The sequence below is a fragment of the Streptomyces sp. SID12501 genome (genome assembly GCF_010550245.1).
In the GTDB taxonomy this organism is placed as follows: domain Bacteria; phylum Actinomycetota; class Actinomycetes; order Streptomycetales; family Streptomycetaceae; genus Streptomyces.
Genome location: NZ_JAAGLU010000289.1, coordinates 1 through 590 on the forward strand (window position 1 = coordinate 1; position 590 = coordinate 590).

Annotated in this window: 1 protein-coding gene; it reads right to left on the reverse strand. The window is 67.3% G+C overall.

Going from position 1 to position 590, the window contains the following annotated elements; translation table 11 throughout:
- Nucleotides 1-590, reverse strand: a 590-nt coding sequence (locus G3I71_RS45795; RefSeq protein ID WP_275409431.1) for a penicillin-binding transpeptidase domain-containing protein, incomplete at both ends; no start/stop codon positions are given.

Consider the following 590-nt stretch of genomic DNA (forward strand, 5'->3'; position numbering starts at 1 on the left):
TGCCTCCGGGCGGGACGACGTAGCGCAGGCCCTTGTCGAGGTCGCTGACGGTCCGGGCGTCGATCGGCAGCCTGCCGTCGGCCTGGGGCTTGATCATCTCGACGTGCTTGCCGTCGGCGCTGATCACGGCCTTGCCGACGGTGGGGTTGTAGAGGGTGCCCCCGTTGCCGATGGCCGAGTAGGCGGTGGCCATCTGGATGGGGGTGACGAGGACGTCGCCCTGGCCGATGGCGAAGTTGATGCTGTCGAACGCCTTGAGCTGGTTGCCCTCCAGGCAGTTCTCGTAGGCGATCTGCTGGACGTAGGTGCCGCCCTTCTTGCCCTGCTTGCACCAGGAGTCCTTGTTGGCCGTCCAGAAGTTCTTCTTCCAGCGGCGGTGGGGGATCCGGCCGGTGACCTCGTTCGGCAGGTCGACGCCGGTCTCCGAGCCGAGCCCGAACTCGCGGGCGGTCCGGTAGAACCAGTCGTGGGCGTCCTTCTTGGGCTTGAGGCCGCCGTCGCGCTGCCATTCCTTGTGGCCGAGGGCGTAGAAGACGGTGTTGCAGGAGAACTTGAGGGCGTCCCCGAGGGTGATGGGGCCGGTGCCCTTG